Here is a 24,801-nt window from a genome sequence, read left to right as displayed (position 1 = left end):
GCTCACTCCACCTTGCTCAATACAATGGCCGCACTTTCGAACGTCATTGAGGTAAAGAGAATCAAGACCCGGGTCACGTTATTGGGGCACCGTTGCTCCCCTGGTCGCCATACCGTCTTGGTCCGATCAGCGATGGAGCAGGATTTTCCGTTCAATACAGCGGCACCAAGGTTCACCATCTGCGCAACGATGGCAGTGGGCGAATAGCCCAGGTGCATCGCGACAGATGTCACAGGAGGCTCTGCGTTCCCGAACAGCGCCTCCAGTGCATTGCGCTCATTGGCCAGGAAAGCTTCAGTGCCCTGGCCGACACCAATTATCAGGTCGATTTCTTCGGGCGCTACACCAGATTGCGCCAACGCCTTTCGACCCAGTTCAGCGAGGCGCTGCCCGTTTCCGGACAAGGCATGGCCAACACCTTCCTGCCCCACTTCAAAAGCCAACACTTGGGCAAGTTTTGTCCCGTTACGGGCTTCAACCGCATCAGCTGACTCCAGCAAGGTCACGCTGGCTCCTTCTGTCAGGTAAAAACCCTGGCCCATCTCCTCACCGTTGAAGCGTCCCAAGGCTCCAAACTGATCACATAGTTGGAGGGCCATGGGGGTATGTTCGTCGCTGGAAAGAGCAAAGATCCGTTCCTGGCGACCAAGCCTCACCATGTCCCAGGCCAGCTTCATACTGCCAAGTGGCCCACACAGAGTGGTGTTGAAACCTTTAATGCCAAACTTGATTGCCACCTCCCCCGCCGTTGCGTTGAGGGTTGTCAGTGGAAACTGAATGCTGCGCGCGTAGCGCAGGCCTTCCTCATAAACGGAAAACATGTACTTCTCGACTGCGCGTTGCGCACCGTGTAGTAAGCCGACCACCAACCCGGTGCCGTAGCGTTGCTCGCCAACGAGCGCTTCGAGTTGGTAGCCGACAATCGCTTCGTCCATGGCCTGAAGCGCGAACTGTATGCTTGGGGAACTACGGCGACTGCTGCTTTTTTCCCCGTTTGGTGTAGGGGCCCTACCCAAATAGGTGCTGTACGCATCGTTGTTCTGCCGCGGCGCAAGTCCCGTACTCAACAGGTCCATCCAGTCAGAAGCAGTTTGTGCATAGGCGGTGTGCGCACCGTAGGCAGTCACGAACACCGCGCTAGCCTGGCGCTGCACACGAGCGAAGCGCCCGGCTTCACGTGCGATGACAAGTGAAGAGTTGTTGCCACCAAAGCCATAGTTGTTGCACAGGATGGTATTCACGGTTCCCGGTGCCTGATCGCCGTGCACATAATTCAGAGATGCACAGCCGTCACGCACGGTGGTGAAATGGTTGTTGGGCGCGCGGTAACCTCGCTCGGCACAGGCGACGCTGATGATGAGCTCAATGACACCGCTCGCGCCCAGGGTATGGCCGATGCTCGATTTGACACTGGCAATAGCAGTGTCGCTGCCGAACAGCCGGGCGACTGCCAGCGACTCGGGCACGTCGTTACTGTCGGTGCCGGTCCCGTGGGCGCTGATGTAATCAATGTGTTCAGCGGCTAAGCCCGCGTTCGCGAGGGCATGGGTGATAGCGGTGGCAATGCCCAGCCCATTTTCATCGACTGCGGTTGGATGGTAGGCATCCGACGAAAGCGCGTAACCGAGTACCTCGGCGTGATAGCGACCCTTGAATTCGCCTTCGCCTAAATCTTCAAGGCGCTCAAGAATGAGCACCCCTGCCCCCTCTCCCAGGCTAATCCCGGACGGCGAGGAGAACGGTGCTGCGGGTGCCTTGCCGAGCACTTTAAGGCTGTTGAACCCAGCTGCAATAGTATCGGACAACGTATCGGTGCCGATCACTATGACCCGATCAGCCTGCCCGGTCGCCAACAAGTCGCGCCCGTACCCAACGGCAGTGTTGCTGGACGAGCAGGCGGACGAAACCGTCGCTTTAAGGCCCTTGAGCCCCAAGCGCCGGCAGACAATGGTCGCGACATGATCGACCAACCCGGCATAGATATCGTTCGGCGTCAGGGTTTCAACGGCTCCCGCCAGGGTACGTTTGATTACCTTCTCGCTATGCTGGATACCACTGTGCGAAGTACCGACCACTACCGCAGTGCGCTCGCTGTCCAGTCGGGTAGCGTCCAGCCCGGCATTGGCGAGTGCTTCTTCCATGGCCTTAAGGGCGAACCACAGACCCCGATCGGTGCTCGCGGTCAATACCGGGTCGAGGCCAAACGTATCGCCTGAAATAAACTCCGACGCCAAGCACGCCAATTGTTGAGCGTCGATGTTCGTGGACGGGACAATGGAGTGACGCCCCTCAAGGATCGCCTCACACACACTGGCCACGGATCGACCGAGCGGTGTGAAAATGCCCATTCCGGTAATAACGACAGGCGGCGCGCTGACAGATAAAGTGCTCATCAACAGATTCCCTCAGCGTAAATGACCGCCATCAACCTTGATGGTCGTAGCCTGTATGTAGCCCGGTTGCAGCAACCCGCACACCACGCGTGCAACATCCCCTGATGTGCCCATCGCGCCCAGCGATGCACTGTTCAAGATGGGTTCGAACATCACCGGTGAGAGACCCGCCACCATTTCAGTGGCGATGAAGCCCGGCGCCACGGCATTGACTTGCAGACCGGTGCGTCCGAACCGTCGGGCCAACAGTTGGGTGTACCCGATAAGGCCACCTTTGGTGGTGGCATATGGCACCTGTCCAGCCTTGCCGTAGACACCGGCCGCGGAGGCGATAAACACCACCGACGCCGGCAACGCTGCACGCAAGAGCGGGAGCAGTTGTTCGGTCAAGTCAATTGTGCCGACCAGATTTGCGTTCAGTACCCGGTCCACTGACGCGTCGTTCAGGGACAGAAAAGAGCCGTCGTGGGTGGTTCCAGCATTGTTTACAAGTACGCCGACCGACTCGAACGTATCAGCCACCCAAGACGAGAAGGTGTTGATCGATTCGGGGACCTCCAGGTCCATCTCGATGACGTCGGCGTCTAACCCTGCGCAGCGCAGCGTCTGTAACAATGCCTCTGCACTGCGAGTATCACTGCGATAGGTAACGACCAGGCGTGCCCCAGCAATATAGGGATCTCCGGCAAGCATCTGACGGGCGACTTCATCCACAATGGCTCTGCCGATACCACGGGTTCCCCCGGTAATGATCACTGCTTTCATATCGGTCTCTCAGATGTTGCAGGTCGAAATACCGCCGCCCAGAGGGATCACTCCACCGGTGGTAGCAAGGGCATTCAGGGATGCATACATGTGCAACGTTTCCGCCAGGCTGGCGGCGGGCTGGGGTCGGTAACGAAGCCCGTACACATGCAAATTGTCCCGTGCCAGGCGCACAGACTCCCTGGCGACGGTGCCCTCAGGGGGATGCATCATGAATAAATTGAGATAAACGTCCAGGTGAGCAACCTCCTTGGCCAGACAGCACACGGCAGCGGTCGCCGCCAGGTTCATCACCGGGTTGCACGGCACATCAAGACTCGAGTTGAGGCTATGGTCGCAGCACAACACCCAGATCCGCCCTCCGCCCCCCCTGGCCATATGTTGGGCACAGTGCTTGAGGGTGTGCAGCAAGGTCTTTGTGCGCCTATGCATGGCCTCAATGGCTAGGCGCGGGTCCGCTGCAAATTCCGCCAGCTCATCAAATCCATCGGTCAGATCCAGGAACACATTGCGATAACTCCCGCCAACGGCAGCCTGGCGTAATAGCGTTTTAAGTCCGTCCCCGTCGAGCACTGATACGAGTTCAAGCTCATCAACTTGCCCGCCATCGGCTCGTAGCCTGCTACCCAGCTCCATGGCGACAGCGCCATGGCCATTAATCAGTAGATGCCGCATAGGAGGTCTCACTCAAACAGCAACTGGCAGTCGGGCCTGGACCATATCGATCACGGCCGCAATGGATGCGAAGTGCTGTTCGATAAAGTCCCCTTCGATCTCTATCGGCTCCAGCCCATACGCACGTTCAAGGCCGACCAACAGGTCTAGCGCGTCCACGGAGTCCAACCCCAGCCCCCCCTCGCTCAGCAACAGGGTCTGCTCGGAGAAGTCCGTCGCGGTGTAACCATCATCGGCGAGCTCAAGACGCTCAAGGAGGATGGTGTGGACGATGTAGTGGAAGATTTTCTGGCGTTGATTACTCATGGTGAACTCTCTTTGTTGTGGAGAAATGACCAACCTGCCTGGCCGGCATCAGACTTTCTGGTACAGGGTGACGTCGAGCTTGGCGACCGTTTTGCCGTCGCAACGTGCGATACAAGCAAAACGGCAGAAACGTGAAGATGCTGTGTGCTGATCCGAGACCGGATTCAACGGGCGTGCCTCCATCTCAACAGTGGCGTCGGGCTTCACGGGTGCCGAAAACGATGCACGATCAATAGACACGATGAAGCCTTCCGACTTGCGTCCCAGCCGCTGGTTGAACCAGGCCCGACAAGACTGAGCCATGCTCTCCACCAAAATCACGCCCGGCACAATCGGGTTCCCGGGAAAGTGCCCGGCGAAGAAAACCTCGTCGCCGACATAGCGTGCCGTGGAGCGAATAACGCCCTCAAGCGGATAGAAGATGACGTCGTCCACAAAGCGGAAAGGCGCGGTCTGAACCAGAAAGGTTTCTACGTCGATGTGTTCCATTTCATCCCCTCAGGTAGATACAGACGTTGCCGGACACGGCAGGCTGATGAGCTGAGCGAATCTCAAAGGCGAAATCAAAAAGTACGTGACGCTCATCCGTCAGGCGTGACTCCAGATACAAAGGAAACTGCAGCGGTGAAAGCAACTTGCGCTGTACCTGGCTGAACGAGGTGATCATGCCCGGTCCTCCAGGCCGCTCCCTGCGCTCGCGCAGAATCAGCCCGGAGGACTGCGCCGCGAACTCCAACAAGGCGATCATCTCAATCGGATCGTTGTCCACGAACCGTCCTAGCATCGGTTGCCGATGCAACTCCGTGATTACACGCTCACGATCAAGGAAGCGGACCCTGTCGATGAACCGAAAAGGTATCCCCTGCGCCAAGGCGCTGATACGCGCTGCTGACTCCAACTCATCCATGTGCATCTCGCAGTCATCCATCATTTACCCACCAGTGCGGCTTTGGTGAAGAGCGCATCCGAATAGGTCGCGCGGGAGTACTTACCCATACGCATCCATACCGAACTGGAAGTCCGCAGGCTGTCCAGAATCACGATCTTTTCGACTTTTTCGCTGCCGTCGTACTGCTGGAACTCCTTGTACTGGATGGTTTTCAACAGGCGTCCAGACGCCGTGAAATGACGGGTTTCCACGGGCCGGTCAGTGTCCAGGTCGTAGTCCAGCTCAATGCGTGCGTAGGTCTGTGCACTGTCATTGGCCTTCAGGTTCAACTGCAGTCGATTACCTGCACCCGCCCGGCTGCTGGATAAAACGGTGTACCCCTTCAGGTAGGAAATATTCAGCACATCTGCGATGGACGCCGCTCCGAATACGCGCTGCAGTGGCGCTATACGAATCACATTCGAACTGTTGGGAAGGTAAAGCCACAGGTCGCGATCGCGAAGCAGAGTCTTGCGCCCCAACTGGTTTCGGGGAGCCAACACTTCAACGAGGGCGTAACCCTTTTCACTGATCTTCACATCCAACTGGTGCTGCTCGGAGGCTTTGCCATTTTCCACCGTTATGACTTCGGCGGAAAAATTGAACCCTGTTCCTCTAAAGCCACGCAGGTACTCCATATTGCCCAAAACCCGCATCACTTCTGATGACGACGAGTCTGCCGATGCGATTTTCGGGCCGAAGATCACCATCACCAGAACCGCCAGGCGGGCCCAATGTAAAATGCTATTCACGGTCTACTCCTTTAGCGTTGCATCGCTTCGTTGATAGGCAACTTGCCGGCTCGATACGCGGGTATCAGGCCGCCAACGAACGTGGCAACCAGCGACAAAACGGCGGGCAACAACAGGGTCTTCTGATCCAGCAGGATGCGTAACGGGTAGGAAAAGGTTGAACCCGGTGGGGTCGGCATCGAGATACGGGCATGGTTGATCAGTTCACTCAGCAGGACACCACCCAGCACCCCCATCACCACTGCGATCAGCCCTACCATGCCGCCTTCGGACAGCACCATGATCAGCAGTTGCGAGCGAGAAATGCCCAACGCTCGAATGGTGGATAGCTCGGACACTCGCTCCATCACCGCCATGGTCATGGTGTTTAAAATGGCCGCAAAAATGATGATGATCACCAACACCGTCACGAACCCAAAGATGTTGTCGAACATGGCCTTGATCTGATGGTAGTGCTCCGACATTTCGGACCAGGATTTCACCGTCAACTTGTCGCCCGCGTTGGCAACTGCATCGCGTATACGCTGATCCGTAGCAGCAGTCAGGCGCGTCTCGTCCAACAGTACGACGAGATTGGTGATGGACTTTGAATACAACGCCTCTTGCATCAGAGGCAGATTGATTTTCATGAAACGCTTGTTCAGCTCCTTGGCCCCCGTGTCCATAGCACCCACCACCTGGACATCCACCGCATTGATGGCCCCTTCGGAGGTAGTCGTCAGGAAGGTGACAATGTCGCCAATATCAGCCCCCAACTCGGCCAATAATTCGCGCCCTACCAGCGCTCCTTCTGGTTTGCTGGCGAACAGACCCGTTCCACGTACCACACGCACCGCCCTGCTGATCTCCGCATCCGCATCGGGCTCAACGCCGTAGGCCAGAATGCCCACAGACTTATTGCCAAAAGACAATAAACCTTGAGCTTCGATACGGCGGCTGACCAGGCGCACCTCATCCTGCGCTTCCAGTGCCCGGATCGCGCTCACCGCCTGATCGCTGTCGATCAAACTGCTGGCATAGGCCTCCTCCCCTTGTCGAGAGGAGAAAACCTGATAGTGGCCAAGCTGCGAGTAGATACTGCCCAGTCGAATACCTTCGTAGATCTGGGCCACGTAACCACCGAACAGCACAAGGCTGATCGTGCCTACGATGATCGCCACGCACGCGATCATGTTTTTTCGCCAGTCACGCAAGACATTCAACAGAATGAGTCGAGTGACGAATAAAATTCGCATAAAAAGCAGTCCTTGCTGATGTCGGATTAGCGTCAGTTCTGGGTGTGAGCCGCTGCCGATTGCTGATCAAGCATGGCCTGGGTGCTACGAACCTTGTCTTGCAGCCCTGCCGGCAGTCGAACAAAACCAGGGCTGGCGGCAGCGATTCTGAGGTCTTCACGTGCCAGTTCGGCCTTGCCCATAAACTCGGGGACGTTTGCGCAGGTCAGGCCTCGATTGATACGAGCGGTAAGATTGTCCGGAAACTGCGCCACGGCGCGATCCAAGTAACGAAACCCAGTAGCCACCAATGCCCCTGCCTGGCGCGCGTTATCGACGTGAAACACAGCCTTTCGCACGTACAGCGCGCCGAGCGTCGAGATAAGCTCGGCCTCATGATGACCGACTGCCTCTACCCGCTCTGCTCCACCGTCGGCGATCAGTGCCTGGATTTGTTTGATCGCCACATCCAGTTGATCTTCGTTCGCGCCCGCAGATGACGTGGCCTGACGTGCGTTGGCTAATACGGCTACCGGATCGTTCGGCACCGTTGACGCAGAAACGGCCGCGGTCTCTGCATTTTTGCTCGAGGGTACTTGATGAGCATCCCCACAGGCCGCAAGCGTCAGAAAGAGGCAGGTAAAAAAGATCTTGTTCATGATTTCATTCCCTTGAACTAATGATTTGTCCATCCTGCATATCAATTTTCCGCGGACAGTGATCGGAGAAATCCCGGTCGTGGGTAGCCACCACGACGGTGACCCCTTTTTCCTGGTTGAGGCGACGCAGAAGCCCATAGACAATGTCACTGTTCTCGGCATCCAGATTGGCGGTCGGCTCATCCGCAATGATCAGGTCAGGGCGTTTGGCAAACGCACGTGCGATAGACACGCGTTGCATCTGTCCGCCGGAAAGTTCTCGGGGGCGGCGCTGTGCAAAACTGTCCATTCCCACTTCGGCCAACGCCGCTATAGCCTTGTCATGTGCCTGGTGATCTTTGAGCATAAACAGCGGATACATCACGTTCTCCAACGCGGTGAGCGCCGGGTGCAAATTGAACTGCTGAAAAATGATGCCGATGTGCTGTCGACGAATACGGGCCAATTGCGCATCTGTCGTCCCAGCGATGCTCTTACCCTCGAACAGCACCTCGCCCGACGAAGGCACGTTGATCAGGCCGAGGATTCCGAGCAACGTGCTCTTACCGCTGCCACTCTTGCCCGCCAGGCAGACCAGCTCTCCTCGTGCAATGTTTAAGTCAATATCACGCACCGCAAAGCCCGTGACGGGCGCGCGACCATACTGTTTACAAACTTTTCTTAGGGAAAACATCTGGCTTCACTGCCCTGGTCTGGTGTCGATGAATTGATGAAACTCAGCGGGAAGAGTCTGGATGACCGCCTCGATCCGCTTGAGGCTTTCGGGCTCGAGTTGACGAGTATCAGCGCCGACCCAGTGGACGCTGAAAGTGTTATCTGCCGATGACCATGAGTAGAGTCTGAAGTTGGCGTCGATACACAGGTGAGGTAGCCCACGTCGCTGTAATTCGAGGCTTTCGACATCGAGGTCGTGGAACAACGCCACCCGAGAGTCCAGAAGAATTGTCGGCAACGCGATGGTCGAAGGCATCCTGACTCGCGCCAGCACCAGAGGGACGCTAGCGTCTCCCAGCACTACCGTGACCAGCCGTTCCAGGAAGCGGTAGTACTCATGAAAGGACATGACGATGGGCAGCTTCTCATCGAAATTCAACTGAAGCGGAACGGCCAACTCGTCATCACTGAACGGGGCTCCACCCAGCGAGGTCGGGATCAGTTCACGACGCCGGAGGGTGATATCCAAGCGCCCGCGGAAACCTTCGATCACACTGCTCATGCGTGCCCCTCAATGAACGTGGAGGTCCATGGACCTGACTGGGCAGATAAGAAACAGGCATACCCCTGCGAAGCAATCGATGACACGATGCAGCGACGCTCCCCATCAGGTTCAACAAGCTGCTGTCGTGCAATTGCCATCCAGGGATCAGAACCGCACAAATGACCAAACTCTTCGTAATGGTCTGCCAGGCAGGGAAAGTCAGAGACTGAGCGGCGCAGACCTTTGCGCATCTTGGCCTCGAAGAACGGCAACGCAAGCGTGTGCCCTGCATGAAGGCCCATCAATCGGTTGATCTGCCGTGCATAGTCATAAAGCATCACTTGGGGATTGCACCCACTTACCCACACCGTATCGGTTGCCTCACAAAGTTCGAGGTGCAATTGCGTCAAACGATGCCCGGTGCGCCCCCAAGATGAGTTCTCATCCCAAAACTGCAGGTCTAACGGGTTCGCATCGACGATGGAAAGCACGACATGGCGAATCTCCGGTTTGCAGCGCATGTGTTGGCGAAGCATGAACCCCCATGTGGCGCATTGCAGCGCGTTGGAAAAGGAACATGGAACACCGCAGTACTTGAGCGTGGTGGCACACAACCGTGCCGGATCGAACCAACCGCCTGAACACGTAAAGTCCAGCGATGAACTGCAAATGTAATGCGCGACGTCTGAACCGCTGACGTCTGCCACACGCGTGACGAAGTTCGCCAGTCGGCCCGCGACAGCGTCGACAAAATGGTCGGCGTGCATGCCGCGCAGGAATTCGCTGTCGTGGATATGAATCGATTGGATCGCAACCGAATTCATATCAGCGTGCTCTCAGCTTTGCAGCCAGTTCGAACAGGCACCGATAAGAGCTGCCTTCCATGCGCGAGAAAGCCATCAAATCGCGCCGCGTATCCGCGTCCTGGACACGCCCTGAAGCCACCAGTCCCAACAGTACCTGGTTGGCACTAAACTTCAGCGCGAGTGCAATCGGTAAGCTCGGCGCCCGCTCTACCAAAGAATGGCAATAGTTCGTGGCGATTACATCCAGAGCCTGGATAGCATCCCACTCCATCGCAGAGGGTGTCACCTTGCCGACGCTCGCAAGCCATTGCACATGGCCCATCAACGCACGCACAAACCGGGGTCGGATCTTTGACAGAAAAAGCGCCGTGGACGCCAGGCTACCCTTTCCAAGCACCGCATCTTTTTCAAGGAAAACTGTGCCCTGCACATTGCCCAGCTGCAGTGTACCGTCCAGGAAAGGCCGCCCGACGGGAGACCGTGACAGCGTTGAAAACGCATCGGGCGGTACCAACACGATGCTGGGATAAAGTTTCTGGCTCGTGGCGGCGACAATGGAGGCGTAATCGAGCTTATGACCCTCGATAATCCACACCTTGTCGACGACCAGTTTCAGGCTCTCGTCCTCGCACGTGAGCATCGTGTTCCATTGTTGAATCGAACTCCCCCCTGCGTCGGCCATCAGGAAACCGCCGAAATGAGCAATGCCCTGCGCATGCCAAGAAGCCGCCGTTTGCTGCTGGGCATCGCTGGCAATCATCGCAAACAGAATGCTGCCAAACTGCCTGACCAACCGATGGAAGTTCCCCCCCATGAATCCTTCGGCATGAATGCGCTGTAACAGTCGCTCAATCTCGACTTCGGCCTCGCAGAGAGGCTGTTGTGCATGCGTGGGCAACACCTTGCCCTGTTCAAGGGCATGAAAATGCGCATCATCGATGATCATTTGCGTATCGACAGTCGAGACGACACCCGTTGCGATACTGCAGCACAGGCTCTCTGGCAGGGTGCCAAGAGAGGCAAGCCCTTCAATAATGCTTTGCTCCAACCTCATGTGTTACTCCACTTCCTTGGATACCGGTCGACGCGGGACGAATTAAACGATGTATTCACAGGATTGCGGCAAGGCGAGAAACTTGTTCATCGTGTACAGCGCGTTGTACGCACCGCAGTTGCGGAACATGACTCGGTCGCCGGCCTGTATGTCATGCAGGCAGTTTTTCAACTCGCCTATAACGTCATCGCGATTGCACGAACTCCCTACCAGCAAGTAATCCTTCGGCTGGTTTGTGAACCGTTTGGTCAGTACCGTTGGGGCGGCGTGCCGGCGGATAACGTGCTCGGTGTGCGCCAGCAGAAAGTTCTGCGCGATACCGCCATCGCAGACCAGGTAGTGCTTGTCGCCGACGTGCTTGACGCTGACCACTTCGGCCAGGAAATACCCGGCACTTCCAAAGATCGCCCGGCCAGATTCATGAACAACCGTTGCTCTGGCGCACAATGACGCGATGCGCTGTCGATACGCCGCGAAGTCAATATTGCGCTCACGCCAATCGGTCGTAATACCGCCACCCAGATTGATCAATGTCAGCGGGTAACCGAGGACTTGGCTTACTTCGTCGAACAGGGCTTCCACAACCTCTATGCAGTTTGACGAGCGCTCGACAAACCCATTGGAGCCGCAGAACACGTGCAGCCCGGCCACCTCAATACCCAACTCCAGCGCCTTGTGCGCCGCCGCGAAGACGCCCAGAGTATCCATGCCGAAGTGATCCCTCGATGACGCCACTCCCCCCTTGGCTGCGTCCAGGTTTATGCGCAGCAGAACCGGACACTTGAACGCGCCCTTGGCTGCAAACTCTCCCAGTACGTCCAACTGTGCGATGTGGTCAATGATGAACACCGCGTCATATCTGGAGGCGACCTCGATCAATTTTTTTGAATACACAGGGGTGTTCACATACACCTTGTTGCGGGTTCCCGCCCGTAGGCGCAGCTCTCCAAGCGATGCAAACTCGCAGCCGTCGTCGAAGCTGAACGCCGTTCGCGCCAAAAGTTCGGCGCAATGGTTTGCCTTGATCGAAACGATCAGAGGAGTACCCAGCGCGGCCTTCAAGTCGTTGTAGTTCTCTACGACCTGCTCAACCGAATAGATATAGGCTGGCGTCACCACCGTCTGCTGGGATTGGTGCAGTAAGTCGATCAAGGTCATGTGTACGTCTTGATTCAAATCCATTGATGCTTTCTCCCACTGAAAATCGTTAGTTGCCAGTCGTCTGCATGTCAGCCGTCAGAGGGACTCCATGGAGGACAAACGCTGCGCAGGTTCCGGTAGTACCTCGTACAACCGCAACGATTGCATCGCTCCCTTGAGGATCGAGGAAGCCGCCATCCAGAAGGTTGATGACAATGTCAGAACAACAGGCGTGGCCTTTCTCGGCGATGTTGCGGTCGAATAAAAAATCCGCAGCAGGGTTGATATGTCTGGCAACTTCGATCCAGCTCTGGCGGCTTACGTTCTGCGGCACCAAATGACGGACTTGCGCGCTTTCGACTCCCGAGCGCCTGATGGCCTGCTTGATTGTCCGCAGCGTGATCAACTGTGAGGTCATGTCGTAACGGCGCCGCTGTTCCTCCGTGATCAAGTACCCCATATGAAAATCCGAAAGATTGTTGACGCTGATAGCGCACACGCGATTGCGCCCGCTGTTGCGTCGCACCCAGATGGCAGCTGCGCCATCGCTGTGCACGTAGCTCTGATTCGGATGAACAAAGTCCGGGCCACGGACGGTGTCCGCCGTCACCACCACCGCGTTACGGATGCGGCTATCAGTCGCCATGAGGTTTTCGATAATTCGCAACGCACCAATCATCGAGCCGCAGTGCAGGTTGGACACCGAGAACGCTGCCGCCCGATGCGCCCCGAGGTCGCGAGCCAGACCGGCCACCATGCTCTGTGGGGGCGCAGCAACACTGGTCACCATCGTATGGGCATGGATAATCAGATCCACCTCACACGCTTGCAATGTGCTCGCCTGGAAGAGTTGCTGGCAGGCATTGCGGCACAGTTCTGCGACTGACTGCCCCTCACCTGGGTAATAACGCTGATGCCCCCCGCGAAGAATCCGTTCCTGAGTCAGCACGGGAATCGCCATGGTTGTCATCCAGTGACTGACGCAGGCGCTTTCACCCGGCAAGTAGTACGCGGCCGCTTCTATACCGATCCAATTCATTTCAAGAGTCCCCATTTACGAGGGGTACATCGCGCTCATACAAACAGGCTCCCATTTCGCCATTGAGCCCGACACTCCAGCTCAGCAATGGCCCGCTGATGCTTCGGGGTTCATCCATCAGGGCTTGAAGTGCGAACAGTGGCTCAACACAAGACACCACACCGCCAACGCCCTGCTCCAACTCAAGCTGCGCGTGATTGCCCACCGCACGCAGAAACGCGGGGGCCATTGCTGGCGAATGAATGCCGCCAAGTTGTTCCGGTGAAATATGATGTTCAGCCAAAAACGCTTGGAGAAAACGCCCGACAGCAGCCGCCCAGCGATCCGAGGTGTACCAGGGCGTCGGGCCCCGCTCGAAAGGTCCCTGCTGGTGCTCATAACGGCTGGTAGCTTCGTGGAGAATCGTGAGCGACGGAGGTTGTAACGCGCCCTTCAACTGACCGCTCTGATCATCGTCAACAAGAAGGATTGCCGCCGCACCATCACCGTATTGCACGTAGTGCCCAAAACTGCGCAAATAGGGCTGCAGCCAACACTCGCAAGCCACGAGCACGACACTACGCGCACGCGCAGGCCCCTGAATAAAAGCACGCGCAATGCGCATCGCTTCGAACGCGGCGCAGCCATCGTTCTGCCCGATGACACAGGGGAACGCCGTCGTAGCCCCAAGAATGTGTTGCAGGCGCCCTGCCACGGAAACGCCTAAGGGCGAGTCGATACCGCTGGTACAAAAAAATACAGCGTCAATCTTCGCAAGATCAGCCGGTTCAAGCCGTTGCTTGAGCGCCTCCACAGCCTTGGCTGCAAGATCACCGACCGTGGCGGTGATCTGATCCATGGGTACTTCGCTGCCGGGCGGTGGCAGGAGTTTCTCCAGTTCATCGCAGTGCGCCCCAGGCAGCGGAATCAAGTCACGTACGCCGGCGCCCAGCAGGTACCAGTAATCATGGGATATGCGCTGCGCACGGGCAGCCATGACCGGTTGCAGCGCAGGGCGATAAGACACGGCCATGGCCACCCTCATGCTACCTCCCCATTTGAATTTACCTGAGCCATTAATTGCGTGAACACAGTAAGGAACCAGCTCCATTCGTCCGCATCAAACGCCCCCATGCAACCGATTCGAAACGTCGTAACGGTGGTCAACTTACCCGGATAGATCGCGATGCCACGCTGGCGTAGTTCGAGTACAAAAGCATCGAACCGGTCCTTGAGCGACTGGGGAAGGACGAACGCCGTGATACACACACTGCTAACGTCTGCAGGAAGAAATGGCTCGATACCCAGCGTACGCAAGCAGCCCAACAGGCTGGCAGAGCGCGTGGCGTAACGATGATAGCGAGCCGCCACGCCGCCCTCCTCGGTGTGCAGTTCAAGCGCTTGCACGGCGGCGGCAACCACCTGCACGGGAGGCGTGAACCGCCATTGGCCGTTGGCCACGAAACCTTGCCACTGTGCATACAGGTCCAGGCTAGTGGTACGGCTGACGCCGTCGCACTCAGCCAACGCCGTACTGTCGACCAAGGCGAATGCAATACCAGGGACGCCTTCGAGGCATTTGTTGCAGGAAGCGATCAACGCCGCGATACAGGTGCCCTCCAGCGCAATCGGGTAAGCACCAAAGGTACTCATTGCATCGACCAGTAACCGTCGACCGAAAGCGGCGACCACCCGTTCAACGTGCTCCACCGGGTTAATCCGGCCAGCCGACGTCTCACCATGCACCATCGCAACATGGCTGATGCTCGGGTCGTCCCGCAGCACCCGCTCAAGCTGCACCAGATCAAGCGCACTGCGCTCGTCATGCTCAAGCAGCTGAACGTCTTGCCCCAAGCGCCGGGCGATCGCTGCGATTCGTTGCCCATAAGCGCCGTTGCTCAACACCAGCAAACGCTGCGAAGGCTTGATGAGGGTGGACAGTACAGCCTCAATCCCATAAGTCCCGCTGCCCTGGATTGGCACAACAACGTGAGACGCTGGCTTTTGTGCAATGTCATGGACCTTCTTGCACAACTCACGGGTCAATGCGATGAAGTCTGGTTCACGCGAGCCCCAGTCACGGAGCATGGCCGCGCGCGTCGCGGGCGCGGTGCTCAGCGGTCCGGGGGTCAACAGCAAAGGTGTTGGGTTATTCATTGCGCGCCTTCCTGGTTTACAAACGCTCTCATCCGTCTAGCCACCGCAGCAGGGCTGATAGTCGGCCGGCCCAGCGGGCTGTGGGAACCCGGTGCAATGCGTACGTGAATAAGCACCGGACCCGACGCGTCAGTCGCCATTTGGTAGGCTTGGGCCACGCCCTCAAGGTCGTCGCACAGCAACGCCAAGGTGTAGCCACAGGCGATGGCTGCATCTGCGAACCGGACTCCGGGCGAAACGGTAGGCTGCCCGCCGGTCGAGTCATGCATGCCGTTATCCAGTAACAGATGGATAAAGTTGCCGCCCCCGTAGGCGCCAATAGTCGCCCAGTTACCGAGCTTCATCAGGGCCGCGCCATCGCCATCTATCACCAATACCCGACGTTTGGTATTGAGCGACAGCCCTAGCGCCATCGCAGAAGCGCACCCCATGGAGCCCACCTGGTAAAAGTGCTGGGGGCGGTCATCGAGGGTAAAGAGTTCACGCCCACCCTTGCCCGTAGAGACAATGACTGCCGCGTCGTTTTGCAACTTCAACAGTGTGTCCAACACGCGATAGCGGCTGGGTAAAGCACCATTGCTGGTCAACGAGCGAACATGCCCCCTGCTGCGTTCCGCAGGCAGCTTGGCCGTCATGGGGGACTCGATAAAATCGTCTTGCTTGACAATCAGCGCATAGGCTCGAGATTGCGTGTCCATGGACGCGGCAGCCGTACTGAGCGCAACGGCCATGTGCTCGCTGGAAGTACCCAGCGGCGCATGGGCAATCTCCATCAGGTCGAGCAGTCGATGCAAAATATCGCCCATCTGCCGATGCTGAGGTTCGTCGCCGATGCCGGGACAGCCCCGCCAACTCATCATTAACAGTGCAGGAATCTGGAACGGCGCATTCAATGACGTCAGCGGGTTCACCGCATTGCCGAGTCCAGAGTTCTGCATCACCACAATCGTCTTGCGCCCAGCCAACCACGCCCCTGCTGCAATAGCCATGGCCTCACCTTCACTGGTTGCAGCAACATAAGGCATCGTAGTGGAGGCCATCGCTGCGTTGATCAGTGATGTCATGAAGCTACACGGAACCCCGACCATGAAGTCGAAGCCCTGTTGCTGCGCAACCTTCAGGAATTCTCGAGGATCAAGCATCTCGCATGAACCTCTGGGCTGCATCCAGATCCGCAAGGGCGTCCACGTCCATCCAGTGGCCGACGAAATAACGGATTTTGACCGGGTGCCGCTTCGCTAGCCGGCTAATGAGAAGTGGCATATCAGCTGTTTCCAGCAAGTTTTCAGCAACGAGCAACTCCAGCTCCTCCCGAACCCAGGCAGCCCCTTGTACACCCAGTTTCAGAAGGCCAATCCACTCACCGGATACCACGTCAGCCGGGAGGTCAGCGGACATCGCTTTCAACAACCCCGTCTCGTCGAGAAAGTCGGCAACCGGGCTATGATCGGCGCTGACCAGATCCTGAATCCGCCCATCCTCGCGACGTGTCTTCGACGCATCAACGGCAATCAGGATCTGTGCGTCGTCATCCAGCAGCCCATCCAAGATGAACTCGCGAAACAGGACGTCGCCATAGGCGATAATTGTCTCGGCAACCAATCGGTCACGTGCACAATAGAGCGAGTAGGCTTCGCCGGTGTTCGCATATCGATCGTTGTCCACGACCTGGATTCCGGTGGCCGTCACTTTTTCTTTGAGATAGCCACGGACGACGGTGATAGCTGCGATCCCGGCACGCCGCAAGATACCCACCTGACGCTCAAGCAAAGGTACGCCGTACAACTTGATCATGCACTTGGGCCGACTCTCGGTCAGCTCACCCAAGTCGCCCTGCGAGGCCGCCAGCACGATGGCCTTCGGCGCAGCGTTTTTTGGCAAATAGCGGGACTCGGCGTCCTCCAATTCATCACAACCCACCAGACGGAAAATATCCTTGACGGTGGCGATGCCCCCTTCGACGCCAACCAAGGAGCGTTCCTGATAGATCTTCTGGACCGTGCTGCGCATTGCCGTAATGGAAGCGCGCAGGCTGTGATTTGCCCATATCACACCTGATACTCCAACATCCTGGAGTGACTGTACGGGGACTCGATAGTAAGTGGTCGGAACCGCAATCAGAGGACTGCGAGAGGCCCATCGGCGGGCGAATTCGATGATTTGCGCACCATCAGCCTTCTTGGAATGGATCAGGATCGCATCCGCGCCCGCCTTGTAATAAGCCTCGGCGCGCTCAAAGGCTTCCTCCATGGAACGCCCGGAAATGAGCGCTTCCACACGTGCGACCACCACGAAGGAATCGTTGGTTTGGCTGTCCTTGGCCGCCATGATACGACCACAGAATTCATCGATAGACGCCAGGGGCTGGTATTCGCCGATAAATGAGTTGGTCTTCGGAAAAAGCTTGTCCTCAATACACGCACCTGCAACACCGCGCTCACATAGCTTGCGTACAAGTCGGCGGACGTTATTGAAGTTGCCGTAGCCGGTATCGGCATCAACCAAGACAGGCACCGATACAGCATCAGCCATGTGCTCGATGACCTCCAGTACCTGAGTCCATGAAGCTTCATTGGTATCGCGCAATCCCATGCTGGCCGAGATCGTCAGCCCCGACGCCCACAATGCGCGAAACCCTGCTTCTTCGGCGAGCTTGGCGGACAGCCCATTATGAGCCTCCATCAAGAATCCCAATCCGCCTGTGGCGATCTCTTCGCGAAGCTGACAGCCACGGTCGCGATCCCGTCTGGGTGGCAACTCGACGCTTGCCCTCTCGATACCTTCTTGCAACAACATTTTCATCCACAATCTCCATTTGCTAGACGCGCACAGTTCTGTTGCTTAACCCAGGACAACTGCGCTGTTATTCAGCGAATGCCTGAAGGGCAAATACAAACGGGTTGCGAGGTAACGAAGATTCAGTCAAACCCTGAATTTATAAGTCTTTCCCGGCTCACGTTCGCAATCGGGGGGAAAGTTCTGGCGCTTCTCTTGGAAGTACAACGCTCGATGATCGCCGTCACTTCTGCGGTTATACGTTGCGTACAACATGCGTCGGCTTTCAGCACTCAAGTTCGCCACAGAGCGGTGGGCGACATAGCTGTCGAAAAATATTGCACAGCCCGGCGCAGTGGGCACCGCAACATATCGGCAGGTCGGATGCGTGTCATCCAACGGCTGCCACTCTTCGCCGATAAGTGTGCGTAAACGCCCTTCGTTGCCCTGCTCAATTTCCAGGCACCCGTTGAGAGGTGTCGCATGGTCAATGCTGACCATGACAGAGACAAATAATGGGGCGTATTTCGACCACCCGGCCTGCTGGTCCTGGTGCGCCTCGAACCCTGCGCCGCCAGGGTGTTTGAAATTGATCTTCTCTTTGAACAACGCCACGGGTTCGCCCATTAACTGGGCCACCGAGATTGCCAGCTTGTCGCGGTTCAACAGGGCATCGAAGCCTGAATGCTCTTCGCAAAAATACTCGATGCGCTGCACCATTCGCGAAGAAGGCACACGCAGGTCCGGCTCGGAATACACCATGTGTCGGCCGGGTTGCTCTGGCCATGAAGCCAGTTGGTCGACCCATTGACGAAGTTCATCCATCGACTTCCCAGAAAAGAAACCCGGGACATACAACCAACCGTACCGTTGAAAATGATCGATTCCTGCCTGATCAAGCAACATTGCGAGTTCCTTCAATCCTTGAAAAACGGCGTTTCATTCACTTGACGACGCAACCGGTAAAACAGACGAACCGAGAGCGACTAAAGATGCGGAAGTACCTGCTCGCGAGCACGTATTACGTCATGATCAAAATCTATTTCTACCCATGGCAGGCCCGTTACAACCTCGACGCCGAACTGTGCGGGGTTTTCCAAAATCAACTCTCGCAGGGGCGCCTCATACTCGATTTTCGGCCCATGCTCAGCGATATGACGCTCGCACAGATCAGCTAGAGCGGCGGCGGCGGCAGGGGAAAACTTGAAGAACCCCACCGACTCACCACAGGTTTCGTAGGGGTGCTCTGGTCGTTTTTCGAAGTCCACAATTTGCCCGGCTTTGAAGCACACCTTAACGGCCTCATCATCGACTTCATGCATGTCGACAAGCAGTGCACTTTCGTGCGCAGACTGAATGAGCCGAGTCAGGATGTCTTCGGCGTACAACACGTCGGCATCCATCAGGACGATAGGCCTGCCCGAGCGCAACAAGGACTCATGCACAAGGACAGAGATAGCACTGCCCAATGAAAAGCGCTCGTTGACCACTACGGTGGCCTGATCATCGAGTGTTTGAAGTTCGGCACGAATGGCTTCGGCCTGGTGGCCGGCGGTAACAAATATGTCGGTAATACCCAATTCACGCAGCGTTTGCAGATGGCGCGCCAGCAAGGTCTTGCCGCCAAATTGAATAAGCCCTTTGGGCCCTTCCCATCCATGGAGACGCCGGCCAATCCCAGCTGCCAGAATAATCGCCGCCATGCCTCGTAAATCTTGCATCCCCACAACCTCCTTGTTGATTACGCTCATCCAGTATTGAACGCAGATCCAGGCGCCACGAACGAATGTCATCCCGCTCTTGCACACCAGAAGTCTGATGCGAAGATAATGGCAATTAGATGTGACCGTTCGTGGATACATTTGTGTAGATTTAGCGAAACATAAAAACTTGCACACCCGTGACGATCAACACGCCATTCAACTGCAAGGCTACGGGCGAGCTGCTCTCCAGCAGCTCCACCCCCGACAAGCGAAATAGCTGCTCCACGCCCCCAACCCAGTTGCGACCGCCATCTGCACTGGCCAATGATCGAGTGCTGGAAACTGCAGAGCCTGGGCCACCCCTAGCAGATAGCGTGTGATGAAAATCCCAAGGATGACCAGTAATGGAACCCAACTACCGCGCATTATCAGTCGACCCGAAGCCTTATTCCTTGTCACGACGTTGGCATCCATAAAACGCGAGGCGATCGTACCGATAGCAACAAGGCCAGCAAGCCAGAACCCAAAGCCGGCGCCCCAATAATCGGTGTATTGAAACACGCCCGCCACCGACAACATCAGCATCCCGATGGGGAGCAGCAAAGCGAGGCTGAACCGCACCTGTCGCGTACGTGTCTGCATCAATCCCAATACGCAAAGCGCGAAAAATAAACCGAATACCCAACGCGGGGTGTAGTGGAGGATTTCCAGCACGGTCAGTTGTGCAGCCGGGACATCGGCAACTGCGGGCACTACGCGTTTTCCAGACAGAGGGATCTCGTCATCGGGTGCAACAAAAGCAAGCAGCCCAGACAACAAACGCTCATGCACGACTTTGCGGTCCACTCCCGCCTTGTCGGTACAGAGCGGGATACCGTTGACCTTGTCGTCATAATGGCAAACGGAAAGAAACACAAAGTGCCCCTCGTTGCCTTCCAGCAACAGGGTTTTTGCATCCGGTATGGCCGCCGCATAGCGAGCACCGTGATGGCTCCACGGCAGGAAGTCATCGTGCAGCGCCCCCACCACCAGTGCTGGAATATGCGAACCCGCCATGGACTGCTCAACCAATGCAGGGCCCAGGGCGGGGTCAAGCAATACTATTTTTCTGACCCGCGGGTCGCGGTAGCTGCCGTTGAACAACGCGATATAGGCGCTTGGTGCTCGCTTGATATCCAGCGCGTAAAAACACGAACGATCAACACCGTCTGGCAGGGACTCGCAGTACTTGGCGAACGCATGAAGATCAAAGCGTGCTCCCGCCAGAAGCGCGGCAGTCTGGCCGCCGGCGGAGTGACCAATGACGATGGCGTCGTCCCAGGCGACGCTTTTTTGAAAGAGATTCAGTTTGGCCAGGGCATCCAGCACCCGCGACACATCCAGCGCCCGCTCCCACACCATACCCGTGGCACGCAAGTTCTGTGTGTGCTTCCCGTATACCCGGGATTCACCGAAATGATTCAGACCAACGACAATGTACCCCTTGGATGCCAAGCCATTACCAACCCAGGCGTAATCGTCTGACGCCCCCATGCTGCCATGTGAAACAACGATGACTTTATGAGTAATCGCTGACTTATCAAGGCACAGCTCTTGCGCACCTGCAGTGCAGACGCCTTCCGGATACCAAATAGCCACATGCATCGGACGCTCAGCATTCAATGCATCGAGGTCTCTCTGCACTTCTCGGACCTGACCGCTGCACACCATCGACAGCAGTGGCAGCATAAAAACTGCCAGCAGGGATAACCACCGCCTCACCATATCCATCCTTGATATCAAAAAGATCGAGAGAGCTTTCAGCCCTAGCCTGTCAATCAAACTCAGATTTTTGAACTGAGATTGACTGGCAACCTATTTTGCCGACGGTCTCGTTACGAAATGACGATACAAACCTTACCGTTATCAATGCGTAGGTTCGTAGCACTCCTTCGGAATGCTCAAGCAATGGGTCATTGCGCGACACACGTCCTGACGCGAAACACGCTGGAGTGAGTGCGCAGATGCGCTTGTATGGAGAACCACAGTCGGCTGACGACGGAATTAGCTGTCGATTATTGCTAGAACGCGAGCCCAAAGCAGCCGAGGTTAATGGCACCTGCTTTGTTGGCGTTCGCGGGTAAATCCGCTCCCTCAAAGTTCGCGTCAGCCTTGGACAAAAGACGAAGACCACTGCGCTCAAAATGAATCGCTCTTGGTTTCGTAGATACCTCCAAGCCCAGCAAACCAATTAGGCGGATGCAAATATTAGGTTGAACACAGTCGATCGGAGTAGCTGTTCTCGACCGAGAGCGGATTAGCTGGTCCTTGATGAGCCCTGCCCCCCGCCAGATCCGATGAGGAGTTACACTGAAAGCCATCGATGACCACCCCACTCCGCCTCAGAGATCGCCAATCTCGATCGCCCGCATATCCCGCGCTACTGGGGGCAAAACTGGGGGCATATTTTAGTTTTTCCGACCTGAAAATACTGCGCTAGAGCCCAGTCAAAATGTTTTTTGGCGACCCTGAGAGTCTTTAGGGGCTTTGCGCATGCTTTTTAGCTGATCATTTCTGCCGTTTTCTAGCCTCAAAGAGCCATTAACTTCCAGCTAATTGCTACATTTGGGGCATATTTGAGGGCATACTTTGGATGATTTGAAAAGGATGCCCCCAACCGAAGATGCTGAGCGCTTTAGGTAATCTGCCGACCACGCTATTCCTCTTGGGTGCCAAAACTGTCTTCGCGGTGATTTTTTCGCTTTCCAGAGTGCTCCCGAGAGTAAGACCGCCGCTTAGGCTCACCACCTTCGAAAACCAAGCTGCTCCAACAGACGTGGCGCGGAGGATTATCGGCGCTGACCAACGGCCAGAGGTTACCGAACCATGAAACGCAAGCCGAAGCCCAGCCTCCCGCAGCTATTCGACAAACCCAAGTACCGGGAGCGGGATGTCATCGAGCGTCTATTTGGCTGGCTGAAAGAGCACCGTCGGCTGGCCACGCGTTACTGCAATCTCGCAACAAGTAATCTCGCCATGGTCATATTGGCCTGCTGCCGGCGATGTTTACGACATCTCTCTTCGTACAGTGCCTAGAACAAAGCTACAACAGTATCGATGCCGCTCGTTCGCTTGGACTGATTGAGTCAACCTTGCGCTGAGTGGTCACCCAGCTCAAGGGCGTCACGTTCCGGTACCAGCGCCCCCCTACCCCGTCAGCGTGGAAGCGACAGCTGATTAGACAAAGAAGACCCCCGCCCTTCAAGACTTCATCGAACGCTTCCTGCGTGCTGTTTCGCTGAAGTATCCGAACTTGCCAGAGATAGAATGACCGAACCACTTGGCCTTCAGAGGTAGGCACTTCTCGGTAGACAGTTCCGCGCGTCACTAAGGCTGCACCACAGGCCCCACTCAGCTGCGTCGGCCGCACCGGCCCCCAGCCAGAGTTCCAATGGGAATAATCCGCCACCACTTGCTCACCCTCTATGACCTCAAGCATACCGCCTTCTTGGCGCACCTCGATTTGAGCAGTCTGCACGAGAGTAGGCACAAATAATCTAGATGGATAGAGGTTCAGCTGCAGGTATCCGTCACCGATAACATCATAATAGCGGATCAGCTCATCGCGCGAAGCACCATAAAGCAGGTCTCTAATATTCAATAAGTCCAGTGTCCCTTCTGCATGGTCACCGCACACTCGGTCGGCGATCAGCCCCATAGTAGCCTGGAGCACCTGGGGCGCTGCTGGTGCCAAGTCCCCTGATGCCGCAGCAGCAGTTGGCCGATCTCACTCACCGGCTACGTCGGCAGCCACTGCAGCATATCCTTCAGGCAGTCATATGGATCATGGCCCTTTTCTACGCACGCTAGATCAGACTCATGTTTGCTGTTGCCCGTTCACCCTGCGTAGCGTGCCAGCGAACAGCCAGTTCGTGCAGCGTCCACGACCGTTTCTGGTTCTCGACCTTCCCTTCAGATTGGGTCCCAGATTATGCTTGATGGCAGCCCTTAGCCATCAGAATGGTTCATGACCTAAGGGTCAGTTGCAGACATGGAAGAGGATAGTGAAGTGCTATCTAAGGAACGCGCGTGGGCGCTGATTCATGGGACAGTCACAATCATCAATCTTGATCAAAATCCTGTCAGCGCAAGCACCCGAGGTGCATTGCTCACGAAAAAGGGAATTCTACGTGCCACTTGACCAATGGATTTCAGACTTTCTATCCAAGCGTGGGCTGCAAGAGCCAGATGGACGCCCCCTTTTCGCCTACAAGACTTCTTCGGAAGAGTTCGAGGTACTCCGCCAGCTCCTGCAGAAGCTCCCCGCAGGGCAAAATTGTAGTGGTCTAATGAAACCGGACACCCATTTAGGCGAGAATGCTCGCCAGATCGAGGTGTAAGATGACCAAACAACGCCGCTCCTTTTCAGTTGAATTCAAACGCGAGGCTGCCGACCTCGTACTTAAGCAAAACTACAGCTACATCGAAGCGAGCCGTTCACTTGGCGTCGGCGAGTCGGCCCTGCGCCGTTGGGTTGATCAGGTTCAGCAGGAGCGCCAAGGCGTCACTCCGCAGAGCAAAGCGCTGACCCCGGAACAGCAGAAAATCCAGGAACTGGAAGCCCGGATTGCCCGCCTTGAACGGGAAAAATCGATATTAAAAAAGGCTACCGCGCTCTTGATGTCGGAAGATCACGAGCGTACGCGCTGATCAATCAGCTGAGCGTCCATGAGCCGATTGATTGGCTGTGCAAGGTGTTTGAAGTCACCCGATCGTGCTACTACGCCCAGCGTCTTAGGCGTCGAACGCCTGATGTCGAACGGCTTCGGTTACGCAGCCGGGTGAGCGAGCTGTTTTCGCAAAGTCGCAGTGCTGCGGGCAGCCGTAGCATCTTGTCGCTGATGCTTGAAGACGGTGAACAGCTCGGTCGGTTCAAAGTGCGCAGCCTGATGCGCGAGCTTGATTTAGTCAGTAAACAACCCGGATCACATGCCTATAAACGAGCGACGGTTGAACGGTTGGATATCCCGAACATATTGAATCGGGAGTTCGATGTTCGAGCACCCAACCAAGTGTGGTGCGGCGACATCACCTACATCTGAGCCCAGGGAAAATGGCATTATCTGGCTGTCGTGCTGGATCTTTGTACGCGCCGGGTAGTGGGCTGGGCGTTGTCGGAAAAGCCGGACGCCGATCTGGTTATCAAGGCGCTGGATATGGCCTACGAGCAACGAGGAAGACCTCAGGGTCTGCTGTTTCACTCGGATCAAGGGTCCCAG

At 56.5% G+C, this 24,801-nt stretch carries 22 protein-coding genes and 2 pseudogenes; 2 read left to right on the top strand and 22 right to left on the bottom strand.

The window, feature by feature from the left end; translation table 11 throughout:
* Window positions 1-2 precede the first annotated feature (2 nt).
* The 22 genes from NTD86_RS09980 to NTD86_RS09875 form a co-directional block, all read right to left on the bottom strand.
* On the bottom strand, window positions 3-2,393 hold the full coding sequence (locus NTD86_RS09980; protein WP_262202042.1) for a beta-ketoacyl-[acyl-carrier-protein] synthase family protein: 2,391 nt from the start codon (window positions 2,391-2,393) through the stop codon (window positions 3-5).
* Between the two features lie 12 nt (window positions 2,394-2,405).
* Window positions 2,406-3,158 carry an SDR family NAD(P)-dependent oxidoreductase gene (locus tag NTD86_RS09975; protein ID WP_071483330.1) on the bottom strand — a complete coding sequence of 251 codons (753 nt, stop codon included), beginning with the start codon at window positions 3,156-3,158 and terminating at the stop codon, window positions 2,406-2,408.
* A gap of 9 nt (window positions 3,159-3,167) precedes the next feature.
* On the bottom strand, window positions 3,168-3,833 hold the full coding sequence (locus NTD86_RS09970) for a hypothetical protein (protein ID WP_262202041.1): 666 nt from the start codon (window positions 3,831-3,833) through the stop codon (window positions 3,168-3,170).
* A 12-nt stretch (window positions 3,834-3,845) separates the two neighbouring features.
* On the bottom strand, window positions 3,846-4,139 hold the full coding sequence (locus NTD86_RS09965) for a phosphopantetheine-binding protein (RefSeq protein ID WP_071483332.1): 294 nt from the start codon (window positions 4,137-4,139) through the stop codon (window positions 3,846-3,848).
* Between the two features lie 48 nt (window positions 4,140-4,187).
* Window positions 4,188-4,628, bottom strand: a complete 441-nt coding sequence (locus NTD86_RS09960) for a 3-hydroxyacyl-ACP dehydratase FabZ family protein (protein ID WP_071483333.1) — start codon at window positions 4,626-4,628, stop codon at window positions 4,188-4,190.
* Between the two features lies 1 nt (window position 4,629).
* Entirely contained in the window at window positions 4,630-5,070 is a 441-nt protein-coding gene (locus NTD86_RS09955; protein WP_262202040.1) for a hypothetical protein, read from the bottom strand.
* The gene (locus NTD86_RS09950) at window positions 5,067-5,819 is read right to left on the bottom strand and encodes an outer membrane lipoprotein-sorting protein (RefSeq protein ID WP_071483335.1); all 753 of its coding nucleotides are present in this window, start codon (window positions 5,817-5,819) and stop codon (window positions 5,067-5,069) included. Before NTD86_RS09950 ends, NTD86_RS09955 begins: the two co-directional genes overlap by 4 nt.
* Window positions 5,820-5,830: 11 nt before the next feature.
* Window positions 5,831-7,054 carry an ABC transporter permease gene (locus NTD86_RS09945; protein ID WP_071483336.1) on the bottom strand — a complete coding sequence of 408 codons (1,224 nt, stop codon included), beginning with the start codon at window positions 7,052-7,054 and terminating at the stop codon, window positions 5,831-5,833.
* A gap of 32 nt (window positions 7,055-7,086) precedes the next feature.
* Window positions 7,087-7,692, bottom strand: coding sequence for a hypothetical protein (locus tag NTD86_RS09940; RefSeq protein WP_176999637.1), 606 nt, complete (start codon window positions 7,690-7,692; stop codon window positions 7,087-7,089).
* Between the two features lie 4 nt (window positions 7,693-7,696).
* The gene (locus NTD86_RS09935) at window positions 7,697-8,365 is read right to left on the bottom strand and encodes an ABC transporter ATP-binding protein (RefSeq protein ID WP_262202038.1); all 669 of its coding nucleotides are present in this window, start codon (window positions 8,363-8,365) and stop codon (window positions 7,697-7,699) included.
* A gap of 6 nt (window positions 8,366-8,371) precedes the next feature.
* Window positions 8,372-8,908: a hypothetical protein gene (locus tag NTD86_RS09930; RefSeq protein ID WP_262202037.1), complete on the bottom strand. Its 537-nt coding sequence runs from the start codon at window positions 8,906-8,908 to the stop codon at window positions 8,372-8,374.
* Window positions 8,905-9,714, bottom strand: coding sequence for a hypothetical protein (locus NTD86_RS09925; RefSeq protein WP_262202036.1), 810 nt, complete (start codon window positions 9,712-9,714; stop codon window positions 8,905-8,907). Before NTD86_RS09925 ends, NTD86_RS09930 begins: the two co-directional genes overlap by 4 nt.
* A gap of 1 nt (window position 9,715) precedes the next feature.
* The gene (locus NTD86_RS09920) at window positions 9,716-10,750 is read right to left on the bottom strand and encodes a hypothetical protein (protein WP_262202035.1); all 1,035 of its coding nucleotides are present in this window, start codon (window positions 10,748-10,750) and stop codon (window positions 9,716-9,718) included.
* Between the two features lie 42 nt (window positions 10,751-10,792).
* Window positions 10,793-11,908, bottom strand: a complete 1,116-nt coding sequence (locus NTD86_RS09915; protein ID WP_262202034.1) for an alanine racemase — start codon at window positions 11,906-11,908, stop codon at window positions 10,793-10,795.
* Window positions 11,909-11,957: 49 nt separating this feature from the next.
* Complete coding sequence (locus NTD86_RS09910) at window positions 11,958-12,929, bottom strand: hypothetical protein (protein ID WP_074851413.1); 972 nt, start codon at window positions 12,927-12,929, stop codon at window positions 11,958-11,960.
* Window position 12,930: 1 nt separating this feature from the next.
* A complete protein-coding gene (locus NTD86_RS09905; protein ID WP_071483343.1) occupies window positions 12,931-13,941 on the bottom strand; it encodes a hypothetical protein in 1,011 nt (336 codons plus the stop codon).
* Between the two features lie 8 nt (window positions 13,942-13,949).
* On the bottom strand, window positions 13,950-15,065 hold the full coding sequence (locus tag NTD86_RS09900) for a 2-aminoethylphosphonate--pyruvate transaminase (RefSeq protein WP_262202032.1): 1,116 nt from the start codon (window positions 15,063-15,065) through the stop codon (window positions 13,950-13,952).
* The gene (aepY, locus tag NTD86_RS09895; RefSeq protein ID WP_262202031.1) at window positions 15,062-16,207 is read right to left on the bottom strand and encodes a phosphonopyruvate decarboxylase; all 1,146 of its coding nucleotides are present in this window, start codon (window positions 16,205-16,207) and stop codon (window positions 15,062-15,064) included. Before aepY ends, NTD86_RS09900 begins: the two co-directional genes overlap by 4 nt.
* A complete protein-coding gene (gene aepX, locus NTD86_RS09890; RefSeq protein ID WP_262202030.1) occupies window positions 16,200-17,867 on the bottom strand; it encodes a phosphoenolpyruvate mutase in 1,668 nt (555 codons plus the stop codon). The genes aepY and aepX overlap by 8 nt, the downstream gene beginning before the upstream one ends.
* A 120-nt stretch (window positions 17,868-17,987) precedes the next feature.
* A complete protein-coding gene (locus tag NTD86_RS09885) occupies window positions 17,988-18,746 on the bottom strand; it encodes a phytanoyl-CoA dioxygenase family protein (protein ID WP_262202029.1) in 759 nt (252 codons plus the stop codon).
* Between the two features lie 80 nt (window positions 18,747-18,826).
* On the bottom strand, window positions 18,827-19,561 hold the full coding sequence (locus tag NTD86_RS09880) for a phosphocholine cytidylyltransferase family protein (RefSeq protein ID WP_262202028.1): 735 nt from the start codon (window positions 19,559-19,561) through the stop codon (window positions 18,827-18,829).
* Between the two features lie 210 nt (window positions 19,562-19,771).
* The gene (locus NTD86_RS09875; protein ID WP_262202027.1) at window positions 19,772-21,271 is read right to left on the bottom strand and encodes a DUF6622 family protein; all 1,500 of its coding nucleotides are present in this window, start codon (window positions 21,269-21,271) and stop codon (window positions 19,772-19,774) included.
* Between the two features lie 1,131 nt (window positions 21,272-22,402).
* Between NTD86_RS09875 and NTD86_RS09870 the strand changes: the two are divergent.
* Together NTD86_RS09870 and NTD86_RS09865 are read left to right on the top strand one after the other, a co-directional pair.
* Window positions 22,403-22,618: pseudogene (locus NTD86_RS09870) on the top strand (transposase); the annotation flags it as partial.
* A gap of 1,305 nt (window positions 22,619-23,923) precedes the next feature.
* A pseudogene (locus NTD86_RS09865) lies at window positions 23,924-24,801 on the top strand (IS3 family transposase); the annotation flags it as partial.

Source organism: Pseudomonas sp. 7P_10.2_Bac1, assembly GCF_025465935.1.
GTDB lineage: Bacteria > Pseudomonadota > Gammaproteobacteria > Pseudomonadales > Pseudomonadaceae > Aquipseudomonas.
This window is presented reverse-complemented; position numbering and strand designations above follow the sequence as displayed.